Here is a 21,881-nt window from a genome sequence, read left to right as displayed (position 1 = left end):
GTGAAAGGTGAACTTTCAGCAACTGAAGATTATTCGTGAATCAGCACGGTGCAATTACAACCTGACCGAGGTGGCGAATACGCTGTTTACCTCTCAATCCGGCGTGAGTCGCCATATCCGCGAGCTAGAAGAAGAGTTGGGGATTGAAATTTTCATCCGTCGCGGCAAACGCCTGTTAGGCATGACTGAACCGGGAAAAGAGTTGCTGGTGGTGGCAGAGCGCATTCTGAATGACGCTAGCAATATCCGGCGGCTGGCAAATGTCTTCACCAATAACGACACCGGCCAGTTGGTGATCGCGACCACGCATACGCAGGCGCGTTACAGCCTGCCGCCGGTGATTAAAGCCTTCCGCTCGCTGTATCCGCAGGTGCGTCTGGTGCTGAATCAGGGCACGCCGGATGAGATCGTGGCGATGCTCCATTCCGGTGAGGCCGATATCGGTATTGCCAGTGAGCAGTTGATTAACGATCCCTCGCTGGCGGCGTTCTCCTACTATCGCTGGCACCATTCGGTGATTGTGCCGGAGCACCATCCGCTGACGCAGGAGCCGGTGATTACGCTTGAAATGCTCAATGCGGAGCCGCTGATTACCTATCGTCAGGGAATTACCGGTCGCTCGCGTTTGGATCGCGCGTTTCAGGCGGTGGGCATGTCGCCGGACATTACGCTGAGCGCGCAGGATTCGGATGTGATTAAAACCTATGTCGAGCTGGGGCTCGGGGTGGGGATTGTGGCCGATATGTCATTCGATCCGGTGCGAGACAAAGGTCTGGTACGGTTGAATGCCGAGCATTTGTTTGAAGCGAACACGGTCTGGCTGGGGTTAAAAAAGGGTCAGTTACAACGTAACTATGCCTGGAAATTTATTCAGCTGTGTAATACAGAACTGTCGCTGGATGACATTAAAGATAAGGTGTTCTCGGATAACGATGAAGCGGTGATTGATTACCAAATCTGATTGATAGCGCAGTTTCCTAACCCGATGCCCAGCCAGCGTTTTTTTTGACTGGGCAGGGTTTTTCCTTTCGATTTCATCGCGATTTTTTGTATCGCGATACCCGCCGTTTTCTGGGCTCGATTTAGCATAAATATGGTTTAGCGTGCCGATAATCTGCTTGATCTGATCGTGCTGCAATAGTAGCATCCTCGCCATAACAATAACTTATGTCTGAATTTTTGTTAAGCGATACAAATACTTGTGCGTTTTTATTGAATAATTATGTTAACGATTTTGGTATCGCAATAGAACATTTACCCTAAATAATTCGAGTTGCAGGACAAAACGTGTGCGTTTTGAACAGCGCGCATGCAGCTTGAGGTATGACGGGGTAATCCATCAGACATCCTTCTCACTAGTCAGTCACCTCCACGTTGATTTTTTCGGTTCGCATTGCGCCGGAGTCGCGCTAGCGCCATGTTTGTGATGGCGGGGAGTTTAAAACGGAAAATGACGATGAAAACACAAAAAATCAGCCTTGCCTGGCAAATCCTTATCGCGTTGGTTCTGGGTATTGCACTCGGTGCCGTGCTGCATGAACAGCAAGAAAGCCGCCAGTGGCTCATCAGCAATATTCTTAGCCCAGCGGGCGACATCTTTATCCGCCTGATTAAAATGATCGTTGTCCCGATTGTCATCGCCACGTTGATTGTCGGGATTGCGGGCGTAGGGGATGCAAAAAAGCTTGGGCGCATCGGCTTCAAAACCATCCTCTATTTTGAAATTATCACGACGGTAGCGATTATCCTGGGCATCACGCTGGCGAATGTCTTCCAGCCGGGTCATGGCATCGACATGTCGACGCTGACCGCCGTGGATATCTCGCAGTATCAAAAGACCACCGAGCAGGTGCAGAGTGGTTCGCACAGTCTGGTGGGGACGGTGCTGTCGCTGATTCCGCCGAATATCTTCGCCGCGATGGCACACGGCGACATGCTGCCGATTATCTTCTTCTCGGTACTGTTTGGTTTAGGGCTATCTTCGTTGCCAAAAGATCACCGCGAGCCGCTGCTGAATGTCTTCCGCGGTGTGTCGGAAACCATGTTTAAAGTGACGCACATGATCATGCGTTATGCCCCTGTTGGGGTGTTTGCGCTGATTTCAGTCACGGTTGCCAACTTCGGTTTTGCGTCGCTGTGGCCGTTAGCCAAGCTGGTTATGCTGGTTTATGCCGCGATTTTCTTCTTCGCGCTGGTGGTGCTCGGTATCGTCGCACGGCTGTGTAAGCTGCGTATCACCATCTTGATTCGTATCCTCAAAGATGAGCTGATCCTCGCGTACTCCACCGCCAGTTCCGAAACCGTGCTGCCGCGCATCATCGAAAAAATGGAAGCCTATGGTGCGCCGAAGTCGATTACCAGCTTTGTGGTGCCGACCGGTTACTCCTTTAACCTCGATGGCTCTACGCTGTACCAGAGTATTGCGGCGATCTTCATCGCGCAGCTGTACGGCATCGAACTGTCGATTGGGCAGGAAATCGTGCTGGTGCTGACGCTGATGTTGACGTCTAAAGGTATTGCCGGCGTACCGGGCGTGTCGTTTGTCGTACTGCTGGCTACGCTGGGCAGCGTCGGTATTCCGTTGGAAGGTCTGGCGTTTATTGCGGGCGTTGACCGTATCCTCGACATGGCACGTACGGCACTGAACGTAGTAGGGAATGCGCTAGCGGTGCTGGTCATTGCCAAGTGGGAAAACCAGTTCGATGAGAAGAAAGCGCGGGCCTATGAGCGTGAGCTTAAAGGGATAAACACGCAGCCTGCCCAGCAGGGATAATCCCGGACTATTTCAAATAGCCTATGCAACGGGCGCGTCGAGTGATCGAGGCGCCCGTTTCTTTTCTTACTCTAATACTGACTATGCCGCGTGGCTATCTATCACTCTAGTTTCTAGCGTTTGTGTGTGCCACAGTGCCCGTTCAATACGCTCGGCATCCGTTGCAAAAGGAAGGCGCGCGGCAATTTTCGGTGCGATTTTCACGTTCCGCGCGATGCTTTCAACCAGCTGTGGACGTTCATTCAGGCCGAGGGCGCTCAACGTCATGGGGCTTCCGTAGCGGCGCAGCTGGGTGAACAGCTCTTCGCGATCGTCGTCGCTATCGTGTTCCAGAAACGCCTGTACGGCCAGCCCAAAGCCCACTTTTTCGCCGTGCAGCCAGTCATGCAGCTCCGGCAGGTGCGTCATGCTGTTGTGAATAGCATGGGCGACGCCGATGCGTGGCACTTCATCTTTCATGCTGTTCGCCAGACCCGCCAGTGCGATAACGGCGTCGATCGCGCCGCGTAGGGCTGGCGTGACGAGACCTTGCTCATTATCCGCAATGGCTTGCTCGCCATAGATATTCAATGTTTCCACAGCCAGCTTCGCCGCCTGCGCTTTAAGCGCTAACGCCAGTCCGTCATCGCCGTGACGCAGATACGGTTGGAATTCGTACCATTTCGCCAGTGCATCCACTATACCGGCTTTGAGATAACGCGAAGGGCTGTGAGCGATGATCTCGCTGTCTACCAGCACCCATACCGGTAAACGTGTTAGTGAAAATGCGCCGTTGTGCACACCGCTATCGCTATAAATCACGCTGAAGGATGACCAGGCGGCGCAGGTGGCGGCAATCGTCGGTACAGTGATAACGGGGAGTTGCCCCAGAATGTCACCGACGACTTTAGCGACATCCAGCACGCGTCCGCCGCCAATCCCTAAAATCAGTTCTGCGCTGAATGCGCGCGCCTGTGCGGTCAGCGCTTCTATCGCAGGTTTGGTGCAATCGCCCGGCAAAAATTCTACCTGATACCGTAAACCGTATTCATTAAGGCTGCGTTCGATGGCCTCTGATGTGCTTTTCCATGCCTGCGGGCTGGTAATAATCAATATTGTGCTGGCATAGGGCGCTGCATATTCGCCGACAGAACGGATGACGCCATCACGATTCAGATAGGTTTGTGGCGCTTGTATTGCAATCATGGTCGCGACCTCTCATCTCTGTGGGAAAAGATAAATCAGTTGTAGCAGCGATGCAGAACGCCGCAAAAGAACAATTCTGGCTATGAATGGGCAGATTTCGCATAACCAGAATGGCAGCGAAATATGGTCTGGCAGGCTTATTTGGAAAAAAGCGGAGAGGGGCTGGTTGGCTCGAACGGGTTTGTCAGTCACTTCGCCGCCCATTGCTGGGCGGCGTTTAGGGATAGCGAATCGAATTACAGGAAGCCGTACATCGCGGCAAACACCCATCCAAAGACGCAGGATGTGCTCACGCCGATCAGGCCCGGCAGAATAAAGCTGTGGTTGATAACGAAACGGCCAATTTTGGTGGTACCTGAACGGTCAAACTGGATAGCTGCCAGATCGCTTGGGTAGGTCGGCAGAATGTAGTAACCATAACAGGCTGGTGCAGACGCCACGATATATGCCGGATCCACCCCGATAGCCAGCGCAACGGGGACAATAGCCGCCAGCGCCGCCGCCTGCGAGTTCACGAACTTCGACACAATCAGCAGGATAATAGCGTAAGCCCAGGGATAGACTTTCACCAATGAGCCTAGCGTGCTTTTGATCTCTTCCAGATGCGCGCCGAACATGGTTTCCGCCATCCAGGCGATGCCGTATACCGCGACGATGGCAATCATCCCAGAACGGAACACTTCATTCTTCGAGATCGAAGACGGATTGGTTTTGGTCGCAATAATGATGATGGCACCAGACAGCAGCATAAACATCTGAATAACCAGCACCATCGACAGCGGCTTACCGGCAAAGACCGGACGCAGTTCTTCAACGGCACCCAGAATCGCTACCGCTGCGATGGTTGCCAGAAAGATCCACATGGCGATCCAGTTACTGCGCGGCAGTTTTCTGTCGAGCAGCGTGGCGGTATCACCATATACGTACTGTTTGTTTTCTGGATCGGCGATGAATTTCTGGAAATCCTCATCCTTATCCAGATCTTTACCGCGGAACCAACTGAAAATCCCAATCGCCAGAATACCCAGCAGGGTAGAAGGGATGGTAATAGACAGTAGATCGAGGAATCCCAGGTGTTTGCCCTGGAACGTGAAGTTAGCCAACATGGCAACCAGCGACACCACCGCAACAGAGACCGGACTGGCGATAATCCCCATCTGAGCACCGATCGAACTGGCGGCCATCGGTCTTTCAGGACGGATATTATTCTTGATGGCGACATCATAAATAATCGGCAGAATGGTATACACCACGTGGCCAGTACCGCACAGGATAGTCAGAATACAGGTGACGAACGGCGCGATAATCGAAACGTATTTCGGGTTACGCCGCAGCATACGCTCCGCGATTTGCAGCATCACATCCAGCCCGCCCGATGCCTGAAGCGTTGCCGATGCGGCCACCACGGCAATGATGACCAGCATGACGTCAACGGGTGGTTTACCCGGTTGTAGTTTAAAAATAAAGACCAGAATAACAAGTCCAATCCCGCCTAATAAACCCAGCGCGATCCCGCCTTTTCTTGCCCCGTAAAAAAGGCAGATCAGGACAATGACTAATTGAATGATGAAGTCCATAGTAGCCCCATTGCATTGCTTTATAAGATGAACTGATTAGTTAGAATTAAAATAAGTGAGTTTTTACTGTGGGTACTATATGGACGGGTGGTTATTTATTTTCTTGATCTAAATCTATTAATTTTTACCTTTGCACTATTTCCGGAAAATAAAAGATCCCGGTCGCAATAATGGCGTACTTCTGATTTATTTAGTTATTTAACTGTAATTTTAATTTATTAATGGTGGGGGGTGGCGTCAGTTGGTGAGGTTGTTAATGATTTAGTAGGGGTTTTTAAAAGTGATTAAATTTTCGTTCTTATTTTGTTGTGTTCAGTGTTCTTCTATTTTTTATTTTCGTTAATGGTTGCCGTAAAAAATCCAACCTTAATGTTACTTTGGATACCTCTAATGAGGTATTTTTGCATATTGTATTGTTTTTAAATGATTACTTTAAAAATGATAAAATGAATCCCTTTTTGATAATGAAGTCAACGTCAGGCCACTTGAGAATAGCCGAAAAATAAAAACGGCTGTCGCGAAACCGCTATTCACATCTGGAATATAGCTGACGGATTTTTTGCTATTTTCACATCGGATGCGAAGGAAGACACTTTTTATAGTGTGATTGGTTATTAATATAAAATTTTTATAAATATTTTAGAATATCTGGATGCGGCTTATTTTCCTTTCTAAATAGGGTATGGCCGCACATCAGCGTTTGTGTTCTGAATTCACGTTGTTAGAGGTGTACGAAATAGGTCGCTAACTGCCGCAGCGTCTGTTCGTCCAGCGTACCGGCGTAGTAGCGCAACTGTAGCCAGGCCGTCAGCCAGGTATAACGCGCTTCGGTTAGATCGCGCCGTGCGCCATAAAGCTGCTGTTCGGCATTCAGCACGTCAAGATTCACGCGTTCCCCGCCCTGAACGCTCTTCTGTGTGGCGGTGACCAGCGCCAGCGCCGACTTTTCTGTCAGCTCATAGGCGCGGATTTTCGCCTGGCTGCTGGTGACCAGATTAAACTGGCGACGCAGTTCCGTCTGGATGGTCGCCGTCTGTTCGTCCTTTTCCCGCGCGGTTTGCTGATAGCGCTCCTTTGCCTGACGCGTCGCGGCAGAGACGCCGCCGCCCGCAAAAATCGGTACGCTGACGCGGATACCAATCGAGCGAGTATCGTATTTCTGGTTGTAGCTGTTTTCGGTATCCGATTGCGTATTACGCGTGCTGGCAACCAGCGTGACCTGCGGCAGGTGACCCGCCCGATTCCGTTCAATGCCGTATTTCGCCACGGCCAGTGACTGGTTTAGCGCTAATAGCTGTGCGTTGTGGCGTAGCGCCAGCGATTGCCAGTGCTGATAGCCCGCAGGCTGAAGCGACTGCGGCGTGAAGCGTGGCGTGAGCGCCGCAAGCTGATCCACACCAACGGGCATCCCCAACAGCGTTTCCAGTTCACGTAGGCTGATATCCAGATTGTCCTGCGCTTCGATGAGCTGCGCTTCCGTCAGGTTGACGCGCGCTTCGGTTTCCAGCATATCGGTGCGGGTGCCTTCTCCCTGCTGGAAGAGGCGTTGATTCAACTGATATTGCTCGCGATAAGCGCGCTGCTGTGCCTGAACCAGCGCAATCTGCTCGCGGCTAAACAGCACGTTGGTGTAAGCCTGAAACAGACGTACCAGTAGCTGCTGGCTGGCATCGCGCAGCCGCTCATCTGCCAGCACGGCGCTGGCTTCACCCTGCTGATAACGCGACCACGCCGCGTAGTCGATCAGCGGCTGTTGCAGAGAAAAGCTGGAAGCACGACTAGTGTAATCCCGCTCCGACTGTTGCCCACCTGCCGTCACCGTAGAGTCGTTACGGGACTGGCTGTAGTCATAGGTGACTTTGGGCAGCAGCCCGGCGCGGCCGATGTTCTTCTCTTCGCTGTCGGCATTGCGTGCGTGCACGGCGGCCTGAAAGGCTGGATCGTGCGTCAGCGCCTGCTGCCAGGCTTCCATTAATCCCAATGCCTGACTCGGTGCGCTGTAGATCAGTGAGAGAACAAGCGGGATGGCATAACTGGAGCGGATCGCCGCGCGATAAACGGATGAAAGGCGCAGCATGATTACTCCTCGGTCAGCGCCAGATGCAGGCGGTCGGAAAGCGGTTTGAACAGGTAGTTGAGCAGGGAGCGCTCACCGGTACGAATAAAGGCTTGCACCGGCATACCAGGGCGAACGTCCAGCCCGGCGAGCTGTTGCTTACCCTGTTCATCAACGTGAATGCGGAGTGCGTAATAGGGTTTTCCGGTCTGCTGCTCGACGAGCTGGTCGGCACCGATTAGCGCAACAACGCCGGAAATACGCGGGGTGGTGCTTTGGTTGAAGGCAGAAAAAAGCAGCTCCACCGGTAGCCCTTTGCTGACTCTGTCGACCAGTTCGATAGGCAACTGCGCGTCAATCAATAACGGCTGCCCCTCGGGTACAATCTCCATCAGCATCTGCCCGCTATTCACCACGCCACCTTCGGTGTGCAGCGCCAGCCCAACCACCGTGCCGCTGGCGGGGGCGCGAATGTGCGTGTGCTGAAGTTCATACTCCGCCGTTTTCAGCCGCTGGGTAAGATCCTGAATGGAACGCTGGGTATCGGCGAGCTGGGCACGCACTTCTTTCTGGTACTCGTTCTGGCGCTGCTGGATCTTTTGCTCCAGCTCGACGACCTGCTGCTGAAGCTGTACCTGATTATTCCGTTCCTGCGCGATCGCGCCCGCCAACTGGGCGGCCTGTCGCTCGACGTCCAGCAGGCGATTACGGGCGATGTAGCCTTCCTGCGCCAGCGGACGCAGCCCGCGTAGCTGCTCGCTGATAATCTGGAATTGCGTTTGGCTGCTGGCCTGCAGCGCCTGTGAACCCTGCGATTGCGCTTTTGCCCCGATGATAGCGGCCTGTATCGCGGCGCGTTCCTGTTGCAGGGCTGCACGACGGCTGATGAAGAGCTGCTGCTGGGCAATCTGAATTTGTTGCGTGACGGTACTGTGTTGCTCCGTGGGGGCAGGGAAGGCGATCGTGTTCAGATCGTCGCGTTCCGCCAGCAGGCGCGCTTCGCCCGCGAACGCTTCTTGACGCTGGGTGACGAGATTGTCGCGTTGCGCCTGAGCGGGCGTTTGATCCAACGTAGCAAGGACTTGCCCAGCCTGCACATGGTCGCCGTCCCGCACGGTGAGCGAGGCGATGCGTCCGCTACTGACAGGCTGCACGGCTTTGCGGTTATCTGCGACGATGACCCGACCGGATACGGCGACCCCTTTATCCAATGGTGCCACGCCAGCCCACAGCAGCAAACCACCAAAGCCGATAAGCACCAGCCAGAGACCGTACTTCAAATAGCGTCCGGCGTCGGTGTGTAACGGCATCGCCGCGACGTTATCCTCCATCGGATGGACGGGAGTTGTCGGCTGTGATGTGACTTCGCGTAACGCGGACATGGTTATCCTCTTCTTTCCATGATGCTGTTCTGATGGCAGGCGTGCGTTATCAATGCGCTGAGCCTCATTTATCCGGTGCGGCTCGGCGCGGCGTCGGCGCGCTGTACACCATGCTCAACCCGGAGGAACCGGGCTCTTTTGGGGTAAAAGCATTGGCGGCGTCGGCTGTTTTAACCGGTGCAGGTTTGACGCTGGCGGGTTTCGTCATCGGTTTGGCAAGAGAAGGATTGGCAGGCTTGGCGCGCTGTAACTCTTTCAACACCTGCTCGGTTACGCCGAAATACTGGATCTGTCCGGCGCGCAGGACTAACAGCTTATTGGCACAGGACAGCAGAGCAGGCTTATGCGTGATCAGCACCTGCGTGCTTTTGGCTTCCTGCTGAGCGGCAATCGTGGCCAATAAGGCTTTCTCGCCGTCGTCATCCAGACTGGCATTCGGTTCATCCATCACAATCAGGCGCGGCTGGTTGTAAATGGCTCTGGCAAGGGCGACGCGCTGTTTCTGACCGCCGGACAGCCCGGCTCCGCCTTCACCCAGTTGTGTATCGTAGCCCTGCGGCAGCCGCAGAATCATCTCGTGAACGCCTGCCGTGACGGCGGCAGCGACGATCTTTTCTGCATCCGGCTGGGTGAAACGAGCGATGTTTTCGGCAATCGTCCCGCTGAAAAGCTGCACGTCCTGCGGCAGATAGCCGACGAAGCGGCCTAAGTCACTTTTGTCCCACTGGTGCATGTCTGCGCCGTCCAACCTGACTTTGCCACCGAGGGCAGGCATGGCGGCAACCAGCAGGCGGGCGAGGGTGGATTTACCGGAACCCGACGGGCCTAAGACACCGAGCACATCGCCGGGAGCCAGTTCAAACGTGATATTCGCGAGTATGGGCGTGCGCGTGTTAGGGGCGTTAGCGCTAAGCTGTTCCACCTGAAGTTTACCTTCGGGGGCGGGCAGCGCCATGCCAGCAGGGCGCGCCGGATGATTATCGAGCAAGATATTGACACGCTGCCAGGCGAGGCGCGCCTGCATCCACTGTTTCCAGACGCCAATGATCTGATCGATCGGGCTGAGTACGCGGCTCACCAGAATGGAACCAGCAATCATCATACCGGGCGTGATATCGCCGTTGACGGCCAGCAGCGCACCCAGCCCCAGCATCAACGACTGGAGCGCTAGCCGGGTGCTCTTCGTCAGCGAGGTAATGTTGGCGCTTTTTTCGCTGGCAACGTTTTGATAATAGAGAAACGCGTTATGCTGCGTCAGCCAGCGTTCACGCATGGCGGGCAGCATTCCCATCGCTTCGATGGCATCGGCATTGCGTAGATTGGCGTTGGCCTGCTGCGTTGCCTGAACGGTGTTTTGTGCGGCTAAGGCCAGAGGTTCGCGCGTGAGTTTTTGATTCAGCCAGGCCAGCACAATCAGTATGATCGCCCCCGCCAGCGCCATTACGCCCAGCCAAGGATGAAGCAAGAAAATAACCAGCAGATAAACCGGAAACCACGGCGCATCAAAGAAGGCGAACAGCGCATTTCCGGTGGCGAACTGGCGCAGGGCAGTCAGATCGTTTAAGGCCTGGCCGGCGCTCGCCGTGCCGTTCTTGAGATTGCTTTCAAATGCCGCATTGTAGATACGCTGATTCAGTCGCATATCCATCTGCGTACCGAGGCGGATCACCACGGCGCTGCGTATCCATTCCAGTAATCCCATCAGTAAAAACAGGCCCAGCATAATGATCGTCAGCATCGCCAGCGTCATGGTGCTGCTGGACGGCAGTACGCGGTCATAAACCTGGAGCATATAAATCGCCGGTGCCAGCATCAGCAGGTTGATGACGGCGCTGAACAGGCCAATTCCCCAGAACCCCTGACGGTAGGCGGCCAGCGCGTCAATAATCTCCCGGCCTGATGAAGCCGGATGGGATGCGGGCATGGGATGTTCCTTCTTCTATAAAGTCGCCATCGTTCCATCGTGGTATCCCCACAAGGTGGAAGAGGGAAAGCGGTTAGCCGTACCGCTATTGACGCGGTTTGCCAACGGTTATTACACTCACTAGACCGTCGCGGTTCAGATGTTCTCTCCGTACCGCGACGGTGTTCACTCAAACGGCTAAAAGCGTCATCTTTTAGCCGTTTTCTTATGCCGCCAGCAGATCTGCCGTTTCGGCGACGCCAACGACGTCAACCACGGTATCGGCAGAAAGCGCGGCATCGGAGGTCGCCGTGGCGAAGCTCAGGCTGTCCAGGCTCGCGTTAATATCGATACCCGCATTGCTCAGCGCAGTCAGCAGCGGCTGAACCTGACCACTCATCAGGCCGTAAATCACGTCATGGACCACACCGCGATCGCTAACGGTCAGGTTGGCAACGTCCGTGGAGAGATCCAGTCCGCTGAAGGTGACTTCTGGTTCAGCAAGCGAATACGTGGTGCCTGCTGTGGTGCCGCCTTGCAGGACGTTCCCGAAGGACAGGGTGTCCAGATCGCCGTACAGCGTGTGGGCAGGTGGGGTGAAGAGGCTGTAGGTCAGATCGCCGCCGGCAATGAGCGCGGAGAAATCGTTCTGCGTACTCGTGATCGCATATTGAGTACCGTCTATAAAGGTGTCGCCGCCGTAAAAGCCTCCGGTATTATTGCCACCGACTTGTGTATTACCCGCGGTATGGTTAACGTCACCAAACGCTGCCGACCATTCAGTCAGGTAGCTGGCAATGCTGTAATTGGCATAGTAGGCATCGTAGGTAATTGCAAAACTCATAATAGATTCCTCATTAACTAACGATCTACAGGCACGGTCATCCGTGTCTGTCGTGAAAGAGGATGAGCCATCCCATCCCCTTTGTTTTCCTGTTTCCCGCATGGGGAAACAGAGAAATTAGAATCGATACTCCACGCCAGCCTGCACCGTTCTTCCCCGGCTTGGCGTGTAACCCAGTGATTCGCCATAGCTCACGATGTAAGTACGGTTAGCGATATTCTCGACGGAGCCACGCACCGTCAGGCTGTCGGTCAGACGATAGCTGGCGTACAGATCGTAAACTTCATACTTGGGCCAGTCGGCTAAATAGGCGGAGTTGGCCGGTGCGGCAGCGTCCTGATAGCCGGGAGCAAAACGCATCGTGACGCCCATATCCAGCTTGCGGTCAAAGACACGCGTCCCTAGAGTGACCGAACCACGGTCGCCCGGCAGATAGGCGGCGTTGCTGAATAACAGTGTTTTCTGGCAAGAGGCATCACTGGCCGTAGTATCGACAGGTGTGGAGTAGTAGTTGCCTCGCGAACCGCCAACGGTCGTGACGCCGCCCATCCAGGCCACCGGTGCACAGAAATCGTTATTGCCGATCATGTGGGTGTAGGTGGCATCGACATACAGAAAGCCCGCGTCGTAATTAAGCTGGTATTCCATGCCGCGGAAGCGGCTCTTCGCCAGATTGTTTTGGAACACGGAATTGCTGAGTGAATAGCCGTTATAGCCCGGCTTATTGCGCGCGCCGTTCAGGCTGATGTAGTTGTTTATCCGGGTGTCGAAATAGGACACTTTGCTGACCAGCCTGTCGCCATCGACGAGCAGGTCCGGCTGCTGAATATTGAACCCGACTTCCCAGGCGCGGGAACGCTCCGGCTTAAGGTTGGGATTCGGATACAGATAGTAGTTACCTGCGCTGTAGGTACCGTTGGCAAAGGTTTCGCTGACTGACGGCGGCCGCCAGGATAGGCCATAGCTGGTGTACAGCTGTAGCCATTCAACGCCGGGGCGGACGCCCGCAAACAGCGTTGGGGATAGCTTGCCGTGTTCGTCATCGACATTCCAATCCTGCGTGGTGGTCACGAACGGCGGGCAGAGCGCGATTGACCGTGCAGTACAGGGATTCGTAATGGTATAGGGAATTTCCCGATAGCTGATGCTGGTGGTGCCGCGTAACCGGTAGCGATCGTACCGCAGGCCGCCTTGCAGCGTTACCCATTCGTCGTAGGCGTAATTCAGATTCGCGAACAGGCTGGCCATCGCACGGTTCCCTTCCGGGGTCGCGTTACTGGCGGTGCTATTGGCGCTGTCCGTGGTTATCTTGTCGTAATAGAAATCCATTCCATAATCAGCTTTCAGATCGTGCGCGCCCTGCTGCCACAGCGTCGAGGTGTTTTGCGCCTGCGCCCCGTAGGTACGCAGCCGCGTGCTCTCGTGATACGCGCTGGTATTGGAAACCGCATAGTTATCGGTGTCGTTATTGGTATCGGCGTAATAAATCTTGGCCTTAAAATCCAGCCAGCGCTGGTTGTCCGGTTTCAGGCTGTAATCCAGCGCGGTACTGCGTGCCATAATCTCGCTGTGCCCGCTCGCCTTCCAACCCAGTTCGGTATTGGAAAGGTTGGACAACGTCCCGACATTTTCAGAAGAGGTTTGCGTTTGCATATAGCTGAGCTGGAAGCGCTGATTAGCTGGCAGATTCCAGCCGATTTTCGCCAGTCGCGAGCGCATGGTGTAGGCTGCGCTGGTCACTTTTTGATGCTTTAAGTTATTGGCCCACTCTTCGTAATTATTTGAATTGCCGGGGATGCGGATATTACCGAGGTTGCCATCATTGCCCGGCCAGTAGTCGCCCAGATGACGTTCGCTGGCACCGACCAGAATGTCGCCGCTTTCGTTACCCAGTGCGAGCACGCCGCTGCCGATAAAATGCGTTCCGTTGTCGCCGGTGCTGGCATGCAGTTTTCCGCCCAGCTCTTTACCCGGAGCGAGAAAATCGTGGGCGCTGACGGTATTAAATGTAGCGACGCCACCCAACGTGCCCGCGCTGCCCATCACGTTTGTCGCGCCTTTTTCAATCGTTGCGCCGGAGAGCAGCTCCGAATCGATATACATCTGTCCATTGCGCTGGCCGTAGCCGGTTTTTTGAAAATTCTGCCGCACGCCGTCGATGTTCATATTCACGCGACCAAAATCCTGTATTCCGCGGATGTTGACCGACAGCGACGGGTCCTGCTGGCTTACGCTGGAGTAAACGCCAGCGGACTGCTCCAGCAGATCGGCGGCATGGCGGGAAGGGCGGTTATCCATCTGCTCGCGTGAAATAACGCTAATCGCGCGCGGCTGTTCGTAGATCCAGTCGCCTGGGTTGGCGACGGTAAAGGCTCGAACTGTCATCACGTCGTCTATTTTTGCCGTATCGACGTTGACTGAACGAGGGCGCAAGGTAATGACGCCATTGCTGCCGATCTGGAAATCGACCGGATGAGTGCCGATCAGCCTGCGCAGTCCTTGCTCTGGCGTGAAGCGCCCTTGAAGCGCAACAGCCTGCATATTTTCCAGTTTAACGTCGGCAAAAAAGACCTGTAGCCCCGCCTGTTCGGCGAAACGCAGCAACGCGCTGCTCAACGGCTGCGCGCTGATGGAAAAGGCGGAACTCTGGCGAGCCGCTTCCTGAACGCTGGCGGCCTGCGTTTCCGCTTGCGCATACTGGAGTGAGCCAGACAACGACAGTGCGATGCCGACGGCAAGAGAAAGTGGATTACGTTGTAACAAGCGGCTGTCTTGCTGTTGTGTTCTTTTAAACATTTTTCGCCTGGTCTGTCATCGGTTAAATCATCAATAAGCATTAATAAACAAAGGGATAATTAACCCTCTTTTCCTTAATGAAAATGATAATAAAAATCATTACCTAAATATGAAGACGGATGAGATGACAGAACCCGTAAAAAAATATTTAAATTTTTTTCTCCGGCGCGTTGCGGCCTTGTGAACGTAAAGGGAATTTATGCGTGATTACCACTCCTGAGCAGCATGGCAGGAGTGGGGAAGACAGGTGGGAGAAAGGATCAGTACAGAACCGTGACGCCGGGGAGAGAAACGGTTTTGGCACCCAACTCGGTGGCGATGGTTTGCAATGCGCCATCCAGTTCGTTCAGTGAAAAGATGCCGCTGACCTGACGCTGGCGCAGGGCTGACGTGGGGATAACGATCGTGCCAGCGCGATACTGATTGATACGTGCGATCACGATAGCCAGCGGCTGTTGATCGAAGATCAGCAGGCCGCGCCGCCAGTCGCCGCGCTCACGGCTATTCCAGCCGGGGAGGCGAGTCATCCCTTGCTCGGTATAACGTGCTGCCTGTTGTTCATCAAGCCGCAGCGTTTGCCCATTTGCCGTGACCTGAACGCTGTGCTCCACCACGCCGACGGTCGTGGTCTGTGATGAATTCTGCACGATGAACTGCGTGCCCAGCGCCTGTGTGGTGCCTGAGGCGGCATCAACCAGGAAAGGGCGTTTCTCTTGGGCGGTTGTCGGCGCGACGGTGAACCAGGCGGAACCTTGCAGCAGCGTGACGCGCCGTTCTTGCGGCGTATAGGCGAGCGAAATGGCGCTGCCCGCATCCATATCGACCTCACTGCCGTCCGGCAGCGTAACGTGTTTGACCTGATGCGCCGCATGATAATCCGAGCGCAGCATGAGGATGCCGTCGGAAATCCACGTCGCGCCGAGACTGAAACCCAGTAGCAGCAAGGCGGCGATTTTCCACTGCGTTGCACGGTTAACGCGCCTGATGAGAAAGGTTGCTGGCGGTTGTGGCTGTAGCACTTGCCGTTGCTCGGCGTTGAGCGACCCAAGCCCATGCCAGAGCATCCCAGCCTGTTCCAACGCGTGGCGATGGCGTGGATCCTGTTCCAGCCAGTGTTGGAATGTCAGTTCCTGTTCATCGTCCAGCGGCGCTTCGGCCAAACGTATGGCCCAGCGTGCTGCCTGCTGTTGGATTTCAGGGGGATAATCGTTCATGTTGTAGGCCTGGAGTGTGTAGGGTCTCTAAATAAGTAGACGTCTGACGGCAATAAACCCGTAAATAATTTGTGATTATTTCACGATGGGCGACGCATTTCACGAGGCGCGGATCGTCATCATCGCGTGCAGCGTCATGGCAAGATGCTTCTCAACGGTGCTGAGGGAAATCTCCAACTGTTGAGCAATTTGCGCCTGCGTCATATGCTCAAACCGGTGCAGATGAAATATCAGCTGCGTGCGTTCAGGCAGCGTAGCCAGTACGTTTGCCAGACGCTCCAGCTCCTGCTGGGCGATGGCCGTTTGATCGAGCTGGGGCGCAGCATCCGGCAGGTATTCCAGCGTCGCCTCTGCGTCGTCAACGGATGTCGCCATCTGCCAGCGCTGCTGGTGGCGGACATGATCAAGCAGCAAATTATTTGCTGTCTTATAGAGATACGCCTTCTTGTCGTCTACATCATCTTGCTGTTCCAGCCGTTGTGCCAACCGTAAAAAACTCTCTTGCACCAGATCGGCTGCTGCCTGAGGGTCGCGCAGTTTATGATTGAGATAGCGTTCCAACCGTTCTGCATAGTGGTTGAACAGCATTCTGAGTTCAGACTCTGACATGCCAACGTCCCGTCAGGTGACCTTCCCGCCGACTCTGCGGCAACAGAACCCCTTTCCCTTGTCACAGCGCTATCCATAGCAATGCACGGCACTATCCATAACAATGCACGGCATTGTCCGTTGACGCCGTCGGGGTAAGGCCCTGAATAATAAATATGTGTAATTGATAATTATTATCACATATGCCGAACCGAAAAGCAGAGTTAAATCTTCTTCAGATTGGCGGATTTTCGTCATCGACTACACTTATCTTGGCTGGCTTATTATTTAATCAGGAGAGACGAGATGACCACGAAGGACTCAGAGCAGGATCCTAAAGAGGTGACGGTTAGCGAAGGGCTGGCAAAGGTGCATGAAGCATCAGAGCAGTTGACGGAAGAAGAGATTGAAGCGCTGGCGGAAGAAGCCAGACAGGCCGCCACGCAGACGCAGAAAGAGTCGGGCAACGGGCCCTAGTGTAATGCCGCAGGTTGCAGAACGGAGCGACAGGTAAGCGCAACGTGGCAGGTTTTTTGCACAGACATTTTGCAGATAGTGATGAAAAACAAGATGGTTTTCTCTCTGTAAGGAAAATGTATGCACGATAAATTACTCATAGAAGGCAAGCTGGTCGCGGGGAAAGGCGAGGCGTTAGCGGTATTTAATCCTGCTACAGGAGAGCAAATTGCCGCCATTGCACAGGCCGACCTGCACCAGGTTGATGCAGCCGTGCTGGCTGCGGAGTCGGCTTTTGCACACTGGGGACAAACCACGCCGAAAACGCGCGCGACGCTGCTGCTACAGATTGCCGATGCCATCGAGGAACACGCCGAGACGTTTGCCGAGCTTGAATCGCTGAACTGCGGTAAGCCCTACCATGCGGCGCTGAATGATGAAGTGCCTGCGGTCGCTGATGTGTTTCGCTTTTTTGCCGGCGCGGCGCGCTGTCTGAGCGGTTCGGCGGCGGGAGAGTATCTCGAAGGGCATACCTCGATGATCCGACGCGATCCGGTTGGCGTGGTAGCGTCCATCGCCCCGTGGAATTATCCGCTGATGATGGCATCGTGGAAGCTGGCACCGGCACTGGCGGCGGGAAACTGCGTGGTGCTGAAGCCGGCGGAGCAAACCCCGCTGACCACATTCTATCTGGCGCATCTGTTGGCGGAGATCCTACCCGCTGGCGTGGTGAATATCGTGTTCGGGCGTGGAGCAGATATCGGCGATGCGCTGACGGGGCATGAGAAAGTGAACATGGTGTCGCTGACCGGCTCGATTGCAACCGGTGCGCATATTCTGTCGCATACCGCCGCGAGCGTAAAACGTACACACATGGAGCTGGGCGGTAAAGCGCCGGTGATTGTTTTCGACGATGCGGATATCGATCAGGTGGTTGATGGAATCCGCAGTTTCGGTTTTTACAATGCGGGGCAGGACTGTACTGCCGCCTGTCGGCTGTATGTACAGCGTGCGATCTACGATGGGGTTGTAGAAGCATTAGGAAAAGCGGTGGCGACGCTGAAAATCGGCGATCCACACGATGAAACCACCGAGCTGGGGCCACTGATTACCGAGCCGCAGCTGGAACGCGTGATTGGCTTTGTCGAACGCGCCAAAGCGTTGCCGCACATTACAGTGGTGACAGGCGGCGAGCGGGTGAAAGGGCAGGGATTTTACTTCCAGCCCACGGTGCTGGCGGGGGCAAAGCAGGAAGACGAAATCGTCCAGAAAGAGGTGTTTGGACCCGTTATCTCCATCACGCCGTTTGACGATGAAGCGCAGGTGATTGGCTGGGCGAATGCCTCGCATTATGGGCTGGCCTCGTCGGTCTGGACGCGCGATATCGGGCGGGCACACCGTCTGGCCGCGTGCCTTCAATACGGCTGTACCTGGGTGAACACCCACTTCATGCTGGTGAGTGAAATGCCGCACGGCGGGCAGAAGCTGTCCGGCTACGGCAAGGATATGTCGATGTACGGTCTGGAGGATTACACCATCGTGCGTCATATCATGATCAGGCACTGAGGATCTTCTGCCTGCTTAGGGATTCTGTTTGTCCTGCACGAGAAACAGGTAATGATATAGCGCGTTTGTCCAGCCCCGGCGTGCCCCAAAAAAGGGCGCGCTGGGCAAAAGCAGGGCATCACGTGTTGCTTTGATTTTCTTCATACTGGCATGTGCCATTCTTATTGGTTATTAATTCCGTCTATTCGTATTTAGTTCAAATCATCTACTGAATTTTTGGATTAGATCGCGTTTTTGTATTTTATTCTAATTTGGGGCGGGCGACTGGCGTGTTATGTGCATTAATTAAAGTGGCATCGCGTGATGTCCGTTTTCAAGGAGCGCATTTTGTCCAGATCAAACGCCCACCTTAACCCGCTAGAGTGTACTCAGCAGGCACTGCATTGGATTCATAGTGACACGCTATCCCACGATGACATGGCGGCACTGAATCGAGAGGTTTTGAGTTGTTTTCGTGAATACGTCAACCCGGGTTTTCTGGAGTACCGAAAATCTGTCACCACCGGCGGCGATTACGGCGCAGTCGAATGGCGCGCCAGCGGACCGAATACGCTAATTGATACCCAAGGGAATGAATATCTGGACTGCCTCGGCGGTTACGGCATTTTTAACGTCGGGCATCGTAACCCTAACGTGATTGCTGCCGTTGAGCGCCAGCTCGCCAGACAACCGCTGCACAGTCAGGAACTGCTCGACCCGCTGCGGGGATTACTGGCAAAAACGCTGGCGGCGCTGACGCCGGGCGATCTGAAATACAGCTTCTTCTGCAATAGCGGAACGGAATCGGTTGAAGCCGCTTTAAAGCTGGCGAAGGCCTACCAGTCACCGCGTGGTAAATATACCTTTATCGCCGCGACCGGTGCATTCCACGGGAAATCGCTGGGCGCGCTTTCTGCCACCGCCAAACCCGCGTTTCGTCGTCCCTTCATGCCGCTGTTACCCGGCTTCCATCATGTTGCTTTTGGCGACATCAACGCCATGCGCAAGCAGGTTGAGCAATGCCAGAAGACCGGTGATGACGTGGCTGCCATCATCCTTGAACCCATTCAGGGAGAAGGCGGCGTGATTGTGCCACCGGAACATTATTTGCCTGCGGTCAGAGCGTTATGCGATGAGGTTGGGGCATTGCTGATTCTGGATGAAGTGCAAACTGGTATGGGCCGCACGGGCAAGATGTTCGCCTGTGAGCATTATGGCGTGCAGCCTGACATTCTGTGTCTGGCGAAAGCGCTGGGCGGCGGTGTGATGCCGATTGGCGCAACGGTGGCAACGGAAGAGGTCTTCTCCGTGCTGTTTGAAAATCCGTTCCTGCATACCACTACGTTTGGCGGTAATCCGCTGGCCTGCGCGGCGGCACTGGCGACCGTCAATGAGTTGCTGACAAAGAATCTGCCAGAACAGGCAGCGATACAGGGGGAATTTTTGCTACAGGGCTTACGACAGCTGGCGGCCGAGTATCCTCAATTGATTATTGAAGCACGAGGAATGGGGCTGTTGCAGGCTATCGAGTTCAGGAAAAACGAGATCGGGTATGCCTTCGCGAAGGAACTGTTTCAACGTAATGTTCTGGTGGCGGGCACGTTGAATAATGCTAAATCGGTCAGGGTTGAGCCACCGCTTACCATCACGCGCGAGCAATGTGCCCGAGTGTTGAAAGAAGCGAAGGAAGTGCTCAAGAAGCTCAATGGCACAATGCCTGACGAAAATAAAATGAAGGAATATGCGGTAGAGTGAAAAACGAGACGGAAACACGCAGCACCCTATTAGGTTCACTCCGAAAGCCAGTCAGCCCTTACTGACTGGCTTTTTTATGCCGGCGATCTGCGCTTCGCAAACGCCTTTGCAACGGCTTCACGCCGGATAACGTACGCTATGGCGTACCGCTCTCCGCCAGTTTCTCGACCAGATCAAGACGCGTTTTCCATGGATCGGCGATATCGCGAGTCTGTTCTGCACCTGCCGCAGGGATAAACAGAATGTTGTCTTTCTGGCTGCTATAGGCGTTCCATGTCGGTAAACCGCTGGTGTTAGGGTTACCGGTGCGGGCAAAGTTCACCCAGTACTGATTCATCTGCTGGGCAACGGCACGATCTTGCAGCGTGGTTTTCTCGCCATAGCGTGCCGTTACCGTGTTAAAGACGTATGGAATCTCACTGGCGTGAACGGCAGCAGGCCACTGCGCGCGCATGCTATCGGCAACGTAGCCAAAACGGAATTGCCACACGGGTAGCGCGGCTTTTTCCCAAATACGTGCGACAAAACGCGCCGGTTCCACCATGAAACGGTCGCTGGAAACGGCCTTGGCGATCTCCTGCGGTGACATGCCGTGGTAAGCCTGAAGAGCCTGCTGCCTATCGCTGGCAGGGAAAACGGCAACCGCGTCGTCTGACGTTGCGACTTTTGGCGGGAAACTGATATCGGCATCTGTAGCGCCAATCATCAGCGGCACGCGCTGGAAGTTACCCTGACGGTAGCTATCCTGCGGCTCTGCGGCGATCGCTTTGCCATCGAGCATCGGGCCGGAATAATCCGGTGCATTCATGGAGGCCATATTCAGGCCGTTCACCACGCTATCTGCGGGAATTTGCCGCAGCGCCGTCAGGGCTTGCGCATCGTGACCGCTAATGCCATTTGCGCTGGCGAAGGCGAGACCAGCCTGTTCTGCTTTTTGCCAGCTTTGGTTAGGCACGATATTTTGTCTGCCGGAGCCGGATTGAATAATCGCTTTCTGGAATAATCCCTGAGATAGCTCGCTGGTCAGCAGCGATCCGACGGCAAAACCGCCTGCGGATTCACCAAACAGGGTGACGTTTTGCGGATCGCCATGGAAAGCGGCGATGTTTTTCTGCACCCATTTCAGCGCTGCAATTTGATCCATCAAGCCGTAGTTGCCACGCAGCGGCTGATCGGCCAGCGCCGGATGGGCAAAAAAGCCAAAGCGGCCGACGCGATAGTTGAAGCTGACGAAGATGACGCCCTGGCGGGCAAATTCCTGCCCGGAATAAATCTCGGGCGAGGCGCCGCCGTTGACGAAACCACCGCCATAGATCCACACCATCACCGGCAGCGTGCCTGTGGCGTTAGCTGGCCGCCACACGTTGACGGTCAGGCAATCCTCACTGAATCCAACACCGAGCGGCGCGGCATCGCCGGGAAAAGGATTCTGCATGCAATCCTTGCCGTATGCCGTTGCTGAGCGAATATCGCTCCAGTTTTGCACCGGTTGCGGCGGTTGCCAGCGCAGTTCGCCGATGGGAGGGGCGGCAAAGGGGATGCCTTTAAAAGCATCGACGCCTTGCGTCTCGGTCCCGCTGATGCGACCGCTGTCTAACGTCACCTGTGGATCGTTTGCCAGCGCCGGCTGGCTGACGGCAGCCAGCAGTAATATCAGGCTGGCAGTGATTTTTTTATCCATGCGTTTTTCCTTAGGGATGAAAACAAAAAAACCTGCCAGACGTGATATGCCTATCACGTCTGGCAGGTTCGCCTTTTCTCAATCAGTCACGCCCTGTAATGTCATTTATAGGCGCTTTGCACTGGG

16 protein-coding genes are annotated in these 21,881 nt (G+C 54.7%); 6 read left to right on the top strand and 10 right to left on the bottom strand.

Translation table 11 applies throughout. The features are described from left to right. The first annotated feature begins 7 nt into the window (after window positions 1-7). Both cbl and gltP read left to right on the top strand, forming a co-directional pair. Window positions 8-961 (top strand): HTH-type transcriptional regulator Cbl, encoded by a 954-nt coding sequence (gene cbl, locus MYB54_RS14430; RefSeq protein WP_010285215.1) that lies wholly within the window; start codon window positions 8-10, stop codon window positions 959-961. 495 nt (window positions 962-1,456) lie between these two features. Continuing rightward, window positions 1,457-2,773: a glutamate/aspartate:proton symporter GltP gene (gltP, locus tag MYB54_RS14425; RefSeq protein WP_039527155.1), complete on the top strand. Its 1,317-nt coding sequence runs from the start codon at window positions 1,457-1,459 to the stop codon at window positions 2,771-2,773. A gap of 81 nt (window positions 2,774-2,854) precedes the next feature. Here gltP and MYB54_RS14420 read toward each other — a convergent pair whose 3' ends face one another. The 5 genes from MYB54_RS14420 to MYB54_RS14400 all read right to left on the bottom strand — a co-directional run bounded on the left by MYB54_RS14420 (window position 2,855) and on the right by MYB54_RS14400 (window position 10,897). Further along, window positions 2,855-3,958, bottom strand: coding sequence for an iron-containing alcohol dehydrogenase family protein (locus tag MYB54_RS14420; protein ID WP_205592597.1), 1,104 nt, complete (start codon window positions 3,956-3,958; stop codon window positions 2,855-2,857). A gap of 236 nt (window positions 3,959-4,194) precedes the next feature. Next, window positions 4,195-5,535, bottom strand: a complete 1,341-nt coding sequence (locus tag MYB54_RS14415; RefSeq protein WP_205592598.1) for an anaerobic C4-dicarboxylate transporter — start codon at window positions 5,533-5,535, stop codon at window positions 4,195-4,197. Window positions 5,536-6,256: 721 nt separating this feature from the next. After that, complete coding sequence (locus MYB54_RS14410) at window positions 6,257-7,612, bottom strand: TolC family outer membrane protein (RefSeq protein WP_248720959.1); 1,356 nt, start codon at window positions 7,610-7,612, stop codon at window positions 6,257-6,259. Between the two features lie 2 nt (window positions 7,613-7,614). Beyond that, window positions 7,615-8,973: an HlyD family type I secretion periplasmic adaptor subunit gene (locus tag MYB54_RS14405; RefSeq protein WP_205567445.1), complete on the bottom strand. Its 1,359-nt coding sequence runs from the start codon at window positions 8,971-8,973 to the stop codon at window positions 7,615-7,617. A 64-nt stretch (window positions 8,974-9,037) separates the two neighbouring features. Continuing rightward, window positions 9,038-10,897, bottom strand: a complete 1,860-nt coding sequence (locus MYB54_RS14400) for a type I secretion system permease/ATPase (protein ID WP_248720958.1) — start codon at window positions 10,895-10,897, stop codon at window positions 9,038-9,040. Here MYB54_RS14400 and MYB54_RS21955 point away from each other — a divergent pair. Continuing rightward, the gene (locus tag MYB54_RS21955; RefSeq protein ID WP_256468917.1) at window positions 10,896-11,021 is read left to right on the top strand and encodes a hypothetical protein; all 126 of its coding nucleotides are present in this window, start codon (window positions 10,896-10,898) and stop codon (window positions 11,019-11,021) included. The two genes, MYB54_RS14400 and MYB54_RS21955, sit on opposite strands and share 2 nt — an antisense overlap. 81 nt (window positions 11,022-11,102) lie before the next feature. On the opposite strand, the gene MYB54_RS14395 is transcribed toward MYB54_RS21955, so the two are convergent. The 4 genes from MYB54_RS14395 to MYB54_RS14380 form a co-directional block, all read right to left on the bottom strand. Then, on the bottom strand, window positions 11,103-11,720 hold the full coding sequence (locus MYB54_RS14395) for a heme acquisition protein HasA (protein WP_039287544.1): 618 nt from the start codon (window positions 11,718-11,720) through the stop codon (window positions 11,103-11,105). A 117-nt stretch (window positions 11,721-11,837) separates the two neighbouring features. Then, window positions 11,838-14,516 carry a TonB-dependent receptor gene (locus tag MYB54_RS14390; RefSeq protein ID WP_039527171.1) on the bottom strand — a complete coding sequence of 893 codons (2,679 nt, stop codon included), beginning with the start codon at window positions 14,514-14,516 and terminating at the stop codon, window positions 11,838-11,840. Between the two features lie 260 nt (window positions 14,517-14,776). Further along, on the bottom strand, window positions 14,777-15,730 hold the full coding sequence (locus MYB54_RS14385) for a FecR family protein (protein ID WP_205592602.1): 954 nt from the start codon (window positions 15,728-15,730) through the stop codon (window positions 14,777-14,779). 99 nt (window positions 15,731-15,829) lie between these two features. Then, window positions 15,830-16,339, bottom strand: a complete 510-nt coding sequence (locus tag MYB54_RS14380; protein WP_010285541.1) for an RNA polymerase sigma factor — start codon at window positions 16,337-16,339, stop codon at window positions 15,830-15,832. 285 nt (window positions 16,340-16,624) lie between these two features. Here MYB54_RS14380 and MYB54_RS14375 point away from each other — a divergent pair, with 285 nt between their 5' ends. The 3 genes from MYB54_RS14375 to ygjG all read left to right on the top strand — a co-directional run bounded on the left by MYB54_RS14375 (window position 16,625) and on the right by ygjG (window position 20,074). Next, entirely contained in the window at window positions 16,625-16,795 is a 171-nt protein-coding gene (locus tag MYB54_RS14375; protein ID WP_205544006.1) for a hypothetical protein, read from the top strand. Between the two features lie 120 nt (window positions 16,796-16,915). Beyond that, complete coding sequence (gene patD, locus MYB54_RS14370; protein ID WP_248720957.1) at window positions 16,916-18,340, top strand: aminobutyraldehyde dehydrogenase; 1,425 nt, start codon at window positions 16,916-16,918, stop codon at window positions 18,338-18,340. 327 nt (window positions 18,341-18,667) lie between these two features. Continuing rightward, entirely contained in the window at window positions 18,668-20,074 is a 1,407-nt protein-coding gene (gene ygjG / locus MYB54_RS14365; RefSeq protein WP_248720956.1) for a putrescine aminotransferase, read from the top strand. A 136-nt stretch (window positions 20,075-20,210) separates the two neighbouring features. On the opposite strand, the gene MYB54_RS14360 is transcribed toward ygjG, so the two are convergent. Further along, a complete protein-coding gene (locus MYB54_RS14360) occupies window positions 20,211-21,755 on the bottom strand; it encodes a carboxylesterase/lipase family protein (protein ID WP_248720955.1) in 1,545 nt (514 codons plus the stop codon). Window positions 21,756-21,881 lie beyond the last annotated feature (126 nt).

Origin of the sequence: Pectobacterium nicotianae (genome assembly GCF_023272715.1) — a bacterium.
Taxonomy (GTDB): Bacteria; Pseudomonadota; Gammaproteobacteria; order Enterobacterales; family Enterobacteriaceae; genus Pectobacterium; species Pectobacterium brasiliense.
This window is presented reverse-complemented; position numbering and strand designations above follow the sequence as displayed.

What these genes read in the sequence shown, in the direction of transcription:
- MYB54_RS14400 (WP_248720958.1), bottom strand. Translation starts at nt 10,897, where the DNA reads ATGCCCGCATCCCATCCGGCTTCATCAGGCCGGGAGATTATTGACGCG.
- MYB54_RS14395 (WP_039287544.1), bottom strand. Translation starts at nt 11,720, where the DNA reads ATGAGTTTTGCAATTACCTACGATGCCTACTATGCCAATTACAGCATT.
- MYB54_RS14360 (WP_248720955.1), bottom strand. Translation starts at nt 21,755, where the DNA reads ATGGATAAAAAAATCACTGCCAGCCTGATATTACTGCTGGCTGCCGTC.
- MYB54_RS14390 (WP_039527171.1), bottom strand. Translation starts at nt 14,516, where the DNA reads ATGTTTAAAAGAACACAACAGCAAGACAGCCGCTTGTTACAACGTAAT.
- MYB54_RS14415 (WP_205592598.1), bottom strand. Translation starts at nt 5,535, where the DNA reads ATGGACTTCATCATTCAATTAGTCATTGTCCTGATCTGCCTTTTTTAC.
- patD (WP_248720957.1), top strand. Translation starts at nt 16,916, where the DNA reads ATGCACGATAAATTACTCATAGAAGGCAAGCTGGTCGCGGGGAAAGGC.
- gltP (WP_039527155.1), top strand. Translation starts at nt 1,457, where the DNA reads ATGAAAACACAAAAAATCAGCCTTGCCTGGCAAATCCTTATCGCGTTG.
- MYB54_RS14380 (WP_010285541.1), bottom strand. Translation starts at nt 16,339, where the DNA reads ATGTCAGAGTCTGAACTCAGAATGCTGTTCAACCACTATGCAGAACGG.
- MYB54_RS21955 (WP_256468917.1), top strand. Translation starts at nt 10,896, where the DNA reads ATGGGATGTTCCTTCTTCTATAAAGTCGCCATCGTTCCATCGTGGTAT.
- MYB54_RS14420 (WP_205592597.1), bottom strand. Translation starts at nt 3,958, where the DNA reads ATGATTGCAATACAAGCGCCACAAACCTATCTGAATCGTGATGGCGTC.
- MYB54_RS14375 (WP_205544006.1), top strand. Translation starts at nt 16,625, where the DNA reads ATGACCACGAAGGACTCAGAGCAGGATCCTAAAGAGGTGACGGTTAGC.
- MYB54_RS14410 (WP_248720959.1), bottom strand. Translation starts at nt 7,612, where the DNA reads ATGCTGCGCCTTTCATCCGTTTATCGCGCGGCGATCCGCTCCAGTTAT.
- MYB54_RS14385 (WP_205592602.1), bottom strand. Translation starts at nt 15,730, where the DNA reads ATGAACGATTATCCCCCTGAAATCCAACAGCAGGCAGCACGCTGGGCC.
- MYB54_RS14405 (WP_205567445.1), bottom strand. Translation starts at nt 8,973, where the DNA reads ATGTCCGCGTTACGCGAAGTCACATCACAGCCGACAACTCCCGTCCAT.